The organism is Tabrizicola sp. TH137 (assembly GCF_002855575.1).
Taxonomy (GTDB): domain Bacteria; phylum Pseudomonadota; class Alphaproteobacteria; order Rhodobacterales; family Rhodobacteraceae; genus Paragemmobacter.
In genome coordinates this window covers 1-5625 of record NZ_PKRQ01000027.1, presented here as the reverse complement: position 1 = coordinate 5625, position 5625 = coordinate 1, and the positions used below count along the sequence as shown (strand labels likewise).

Genomic DNA, 5625 nt, shown 5'->3' with positions numbered 1-5625 from the left:
CGGCCGCATGGCCTGCGGCGAGATCGGCCTCGATGCTTGCGATCAGGGTGGGGGTTTTCATCGACGTCAGCAGATGGCCGAAGAAGCGCTGCTTGGCGGACTCGAAGGCCGAGCGTGCGGCGGACTTGGCCTGGCGGTTTAGCGTGCCAGAATCTCCGGTGATGTTCGCCGCCTCCATCGCGGCGGCAAGGTTGTTGTGGATGATGGCGAAGGCCCCGGCATAGGCATCGTAGATGCCGCGCTGCTCGGGCGTCAGCGCATGTTCCAGCATTTCGTATTCGACGCCGTCGTAGGAAAGCGACCGGGCGGTGTAGAGGCCGAGCGACCGCAAATCGCGGGCGAGGACCTCCATCGCGGCGACGCCTCCGGCCTCAATGGCCTGCACAAACTCGGCACGGGTTGCGAAGGGGAAATCTTCGCCGCCCCAGAGCCCGAGACGCTGCGCATAGGCGAGGTTGTGGACGGTTGTTGCCCCTGTGGCCGAGACATAGACCACGCGGGCGTTTGGCAGCTTGTGTTGCAGGCGCAGGCCCGCCCTGCCCTGCTGCGAGGCTTCCGTATCGCCACGCTCGCCCTTGGACCCTGCGGCATTCGCCATGGCATGGCTTTCGTCAAACACGATCACCCCGTCGAAATCCGCACCCAGCCAATCGACGATCTGGTCGACCCGGGATTTCTTGGCCCCGCGTTCCTCCGAGCGCAGCGTCGCATAGGTGGTGAACAGAATGCCCTCGGAGAGCGGGATGTCGCGACCTTGCGCAAAGCGCGAGAGCGGCGTCACCAACAGCCGCTCCTGGCCGAGCGCCGACCAGTCGCGCTGCGCGTCCTCGAGGAGCTTGTCGCTCTTTGAAATCCAGAGCGCCTCGCGGCGGCCCCAGCACCAGTTGTCGAGCAGGATCCCAGCCGACTGGCGGCCCTTGCCCGCGCCGGTGCCATCGCCAAGGAAGAAGCCGCGGCGAAAGCGGACGACGTCCGCGGCATCGTCGGGCGCGGCCGAGACCATGTCGCCGGTCTCATCGACGCACCACGATCCCGCGAGATACGCGCCATGCGCTTCGCCCGCGTAGATCACGGTCTCGAGTTGCGCGTCGGATAGTAGGCCGTCGCGCAGGACGGCCACGGGGAGTTTCGGGTGGTTGGAGGGTTTTGGGGGGGCAACTGAGGCCATGGCCGCCGACTGCACCAGCTTGGTCGGATGCGGGGCCGCGCCGGGGATGTCGATCGCCTGCAGGCGGAAGGTCTCGTAGATCGCGTCCGACAGGCGCGCAGCGCCGAGATCGTCCGCGGCCTTGCGCAAGGTATAGGCCAGATCCTCCGTATCCGGCGTGGCGACATGCACGTCCACATTGGCCGCTGCCGTCGAACGCAAGGGTCGAGCGGCAGGGCCGGACGCACGGGGAGGAAGTCCCCGGAAAGGGGAAGCGGGCTGCGATTGAGCGCCCACGCCCGCATCCATCTCGAGGCGTGGCGGGACCTCTGCTACGATCCGGCCGAGGAGCTGCGGCGCATCGACGGACATCGGCCGGGCCAGATCCGCCGTTATGCCACCGCGCTCACCGCCCCGGCATTTGTCGAAGACCGAGATCCGGGTCTCAAAGCTGGTGCCGTGTTTGGCGAATGCGGCACCGGAGACGGCGCCGGTGAAGACAAGATGCGCCGTCTCGGTCAAACGGCCGAAGGTTTCCGCCCAGGCGGGCGCATCCGGCGCGAAACCGGCGCCAGTGATGGCCACCAGACGCCCGCCGGGCGCGAGGCGGGCAAGGGAAGAGCGCAGATGACGGGCTGTCGCCTCGGTCGTCCGGCCATCGACATGGGCCACGGCAGAGAAGGGCGGGTTCATCAGGATGACGCTCGGACGAACGCCCGCGTCCAGATGGTCGTCGATTTGCGCGGCGTCAAAACTGGTGACGGGTCGCTCCGGAAAGAGGAGGCGCAGGAGGTCGGCGCGGGTGTCGGCCAGCTCGTTCAGCGCGAGACTGCCGCCAGCGATCTCGGCGAGGATCGCGAGAAGCCCGGTCCCGGCGGAAGGCTCGAGGACGAGGTCACGCGGGGTGATCTGCGCAGCCGCCAAGGCCGCGAGCCCCATGGGCAGCGGAGTCGAGAATTGCTGGAAGCGCTCCATCTCCTCCGAGCGGCGTGTGTGCGTGGGCAGGAGGCACGCCACCTTTGCGAGGATCGGAAGCAGCGCGGGAGGCGAGCCCGCCCGGGCGAGCAGCGCACGGCCGAATTTCCGCAGGAAGAGGACCAGCGCCACCTCGCCCGCCTCATAGGCAAGCTTCCAGTCCCAAGCGCCATCGGCAGCGGAGCCGCCAAAGGCGCGCTCCATCTCGAGGCGCAGACGCAGCGCGTCGATCTGGAACCCCTGCGCCAGATCAGGCTGAAGAGCTTCGGCGACAGCGAGGATCGCGGGCGCGGGATCACGAGACGGGACAGGAAAGGGAGGCGCAACGGGCGCGAGATAGGTCATCGGGAAACTCCGGAATGGGGGACAGGGACAGGCCCGGACGCCCTCTCTCGGGCACCCTCAGGCCTGATCTTTCCCGGCCCCTCTCTCCCTCTCGAACCGGTGCGTTCCGTTCGCTTGGGTTGATTTTGTTCCCGTTATGTTCTATATTGAGGATCAAGCCAGCAAGGGAGTTTCCCGATGGACAGCACCACGCATGCCCTGCCCGCGACGGCCAAGCAGATCGCCTATGCGCGGTCTCTCGCCCTGCGCAACCAGACCCTCCTGCCCTGGGAGGTTCAGCAGGACCGTCGGTCGCTCAGCGCCTGGATCGAGGCGCAGGCCCAGCTGAAGCCGGTATCTGACATGGACCGGCTGCCGACCTCAAAGCAGGTAGCCTTCGCGGAGAAGCTTGCACGGATCAAGCGCCGTGCCGTTCCGGAGGAATGCTTCCGCGACAAGGGGCTCATGTCGAAGTGGATCGACGGGAACAAGTGATCCCGGCACCGGCTGGCTCCGGCCTTCCGGAGCGTCTGCCATATCGTGGCTTGGCAACCGAAGCTCAATTGCCAACCTATAGGTTGGCAGGTTCGACCTTCAGGACTTCAACCTCGGTCAAACTCCCGTCCGTGCCGCGCCAGATCCGCGAGTGCGGCATCTTTTTTCTGCATGTCGTCCTCTTCAGCGATCAGCTTGCGAACTGTGCTGACGGACAGGAACATTCTGAGCGGGTTCGAAGGCATCGGCTCAAACCCGTAGCTCTCGTAAAGCGCCTTGCGGCGCGCAACGCGGTCTGGATCGCCGCAGTCGAGCACATCGAGCATGACGACGGCGACGCCAATGGCGTCGGCCGCAACGGCAATGCGCCGTAGGGCGTCGACCAAAAGATCGCCGCCAAACCCGGCACCGCTGAACTTCCGATCCCTCCCGATCATCGAGATATAGGCGGCAGGAATGTTGCCATGCGAAGGCCGGGTCCGCGCGAACTTCGCAGGCAGATCCGTGAACTGAACGGCGTGCGCATTCAGGGCATAGAATCCTATAACCGTCCCGTCAGGGTCGACCATCACATAGAGGCGGACATTGTCCGCCTTGGCGAGCTTGTTCGCGGTCTTCTGGAAATAGTTGTCGACTTGTTCAACGCCGCAAGAAAAAGCCGCCCGATCATGCTTCGAAGAATCGAACGGCTCGATGGTGTAGGCGGCCGGTTGTGACGCGGCCATTTACTTCGACACAACCGTGTCGCTGTGTCGACGGAAGGCCGCGCGCAGGGCATCGGTCGGCGCAGCTGGTGCATCGAGCGCTGCAAAGAACGCCTCATGATCCACCGGCTGGAGCACTGTCCGTTCATGCGCTGCGATCGTTGCAAGTGCGGCCTGGTAAGCGGCATTCATCGTGAAGACGGAATCGTCGACGCCGGACAGGGCCGCCGCCTGTTGGATGGCAGTCTTGATGCGCGGCTTCGTCCGAAAATTCATCCGGGCCTCGTTGCGCTCGTCGATCGCGCGGGTGGTGTCGTGGAAACCGAGCATGGTCGCCTCCTGAAATGTCTTGTCGATATGTACGCCAGATCGACGTACGTTTCAAGCATGCGGTGGGGAAAGTTCTTCGACGGGTGCGCCTCACCCGAACCGGCGCCCGGCTTCCGTGAACGTATACTCATTCACAATGATCCCCTCCTCGATGGCCTCGTCCGAGGTCAGGTGCTCGTATTCAGCCTCAAGCTGCCGGTAGAGCCAGCGGGCCAGATCACGCAGCGCCTCGGTCACGATCTCCACGGCCTCCTCGGTCGGCGGCTGCCAGTTTGGGCTGTCGCGCGTGACGTCGATCGACATGGTGTATTCATGGTAGTGGCGCCCGCGATGGCTGACCTCGGCGGCCAGCTGGTAGAAGTTACGCCGCTGAATGGCCCGAAGCCGGTCGGCGATGCCATGCAGGGTTGCGTCGGTCGGAGCGTAGTCCCGGATGCGCGCGGCCGCGCCCTTGGCGTGGCTAAGATACCCTTCGAACGACGCTCCGTCCCCCTGGCTGCAGAAGCCGGAGAACCAGATGCAGGCCTTGGCTCGCGTCCCGCCGCCCATCAGGCGGACGGGCGTGGTCTTCAGGCGGATGCCGAGGATGTCGCAGACCCTCTCGAAATCTTCATAGACCCCGTCCCACCAATCGTCGTGGGGGCCAAGCTCGCGATACCAGCTGCGCGCCTTTTCCTTGGCGGCATCCGAGAGTTCGGAGAACTGGTAGACGGTGGTGCAGATCAACTCAGGCATCGACATCCTCCCCGTTCAGTGCAGCGGCCAGCCATTCCTGGCTGCTCGTCCAGCCGATGGACTTACGCGCGCCGAGGTCGATGACATGCGCGCCGCCGCCGAATGCGTCGAGGCGCGGCCGGGAGCAGGTCAGGGCGTATTGGAAGCCCCAGAGGCCGATGAGGTCGAGCTCGTCCGCCAAGCGCAGCACGAAGCGGATGACGGCTTCGACATCGCCGTGGTCGTCGTCATGGATCCAGAGGGCGCTGCCATCAGGCGCGTCCTGGCGCACGAGGTCGAAGCCCGCGACCTCCGGATCATCAGCGTCCTGATCCGCAGCGCGGAGTTCCTGAAACAGGGCGAGTGCGCGGGCGGCGTTGTCGGGGGTGCCGACGTCGAGCAGGCATGAGAAGTGGGTGAAGTAATCCGCCATGGGAACCTCCTGAATGGGGAAGACCCGGCCGAGCGGCCGGGCGTTGTGTCGGGATGAAGGGGTGGTTGGGGCGATCAGCCGGTTGGTGTGTCGCCCGCCGCCTGTCGCGCGGTATGCTCGCAGAGCATCTGCCGGTAGAAGCGCTTGCGCGCGGCCCGGAAGCCGCGAACCGCGCGCGTGTCGGGATGCAGCGCCCGGACCGCTGCCCGCAGGACCGTATAGGGCGACGCCGTCGCCGGCAGCCCGAGGCGCTGATAGGCCGGATCGGTCATCTCAGCTGACCTCGACCACGGGCGAGGCGAGATGCGGATCGACCAGGGCCTCGATCCGCGCGGTCCGGCCCATCCACGGCTCTGGCCGGATGGCCTTCACCCAGTCGGCAAAACTCGGGATGAAGCCGAGGTCCTCCTTCACATGCTGCTCGCCGACCCAGCGGGTCGGGATGATGCGTCCGGTCGAGAGCGTGAGGGTCGGGCCGAAAATCGTCTCGGCCATTATATAGA

At 65.6% G+C, this 5625-nt stretch carries 7 protein-coding genes and 1 pseudogene; 1 reads left to right on the top strand and 7 read right to left on the bottom strand.

Going from position 1 to position 5625, the window contains the following annotated elements; all coding sequences use genetic code 11:
* Window positions 1–2467 (bottom strand): strawberry notch family protein (locus C0V75_RS22485; RefSeq protein WP_173861123.1); only part of this gene is annotated, 2467 nt, incomplete at its 3' end.
* Window positions 2468–2644: 177 nt separating this feature from the next.
* Here C0V75_RS22485 and C0V75_RS22480 point away from each other — a divergent pair.
* Window positions 2645–2941, top strand: coding sequence for a hypothetical protein (locus C0V75_RS22480; RefSeq protein ID WP_101923209.1), 297 nt, complete (start codon window positions 2645–2647; stop codon window positions 2939–2941).
* Window positions 2942–3048: 107 nt separating this feature from the next.
* On the opposite strand, the gene C0V75_RS22475 is transcribed toward C0V75_RS22480, so the two are convergent.
* From C0V75_RS22475 to C0V75_RS22450, 6 genes and pseudogenes are all read right to left on the bottom strand, one after another.
* Entirely contained in the window at window positions 3049–3666 is a 618-nt protein-coding gene (locus C0V75_RS22475; protein ID WP_101923208.1) for a GNAT family N-acetyltransferase, read from the bottom strand.
* Complete coding sequence (locus C0V75_RS22470) at window positions 3667–3975, bottom strand: DUF1778 domain-containing protein (RefSeq protein ID WP_101923207.1); 309 nt, start codon at window positions 3973–3975, stop codon at window positions 3667–3669.
* A 90-nt stretch (window positions 3976–4065) separates the two neighbouring features.
* On the bottom strand, window positions 4066–4710 hold the full coding sequence (locus tag C0V75_RS22465) for an antitoxin of toxin-antitoxin stability system (protein ID WP_101923206.1): 645 nt from the start codon (window positions 4708–4710) through the stop codon (window positions 4066–4068).
* The gene (locus C0V75_RS22460; RefSeq protein WP_101923205.1) at window positions 4703–5122 is read right to left on the bottom strand and encodes a hypothetical protein; all 420 of its coding nucleotides are present in this window, start codon (window positions 5120–5122) and stop codon (window positions 4703–4705) included. Before C0V75_RS22460 ends, C0V75_RS22465 begins: the two co-directional genes overlap by 8 nt.
* 74 nt (window positions 5123–5196) lie before the next feature.
* The gene (locus C0V75_RS22455) at window positions 5197–5394 is read right to left on the bottom strand and encodes a hypothetical protein (protein ID WP_097147500.1); all 198 of its coding nucleotides are present in this window, start codon (window positions 5392–5394) and stop codon (window positions 5197–5199) included.
* A gap of 1 nt (window position 5395) precedes the next feature.
* Window positions 5396–5625, bottom strand: a pseudogene (locus tag C0V75_RS22450) (hypothetical protein); the annotation flags it as partial.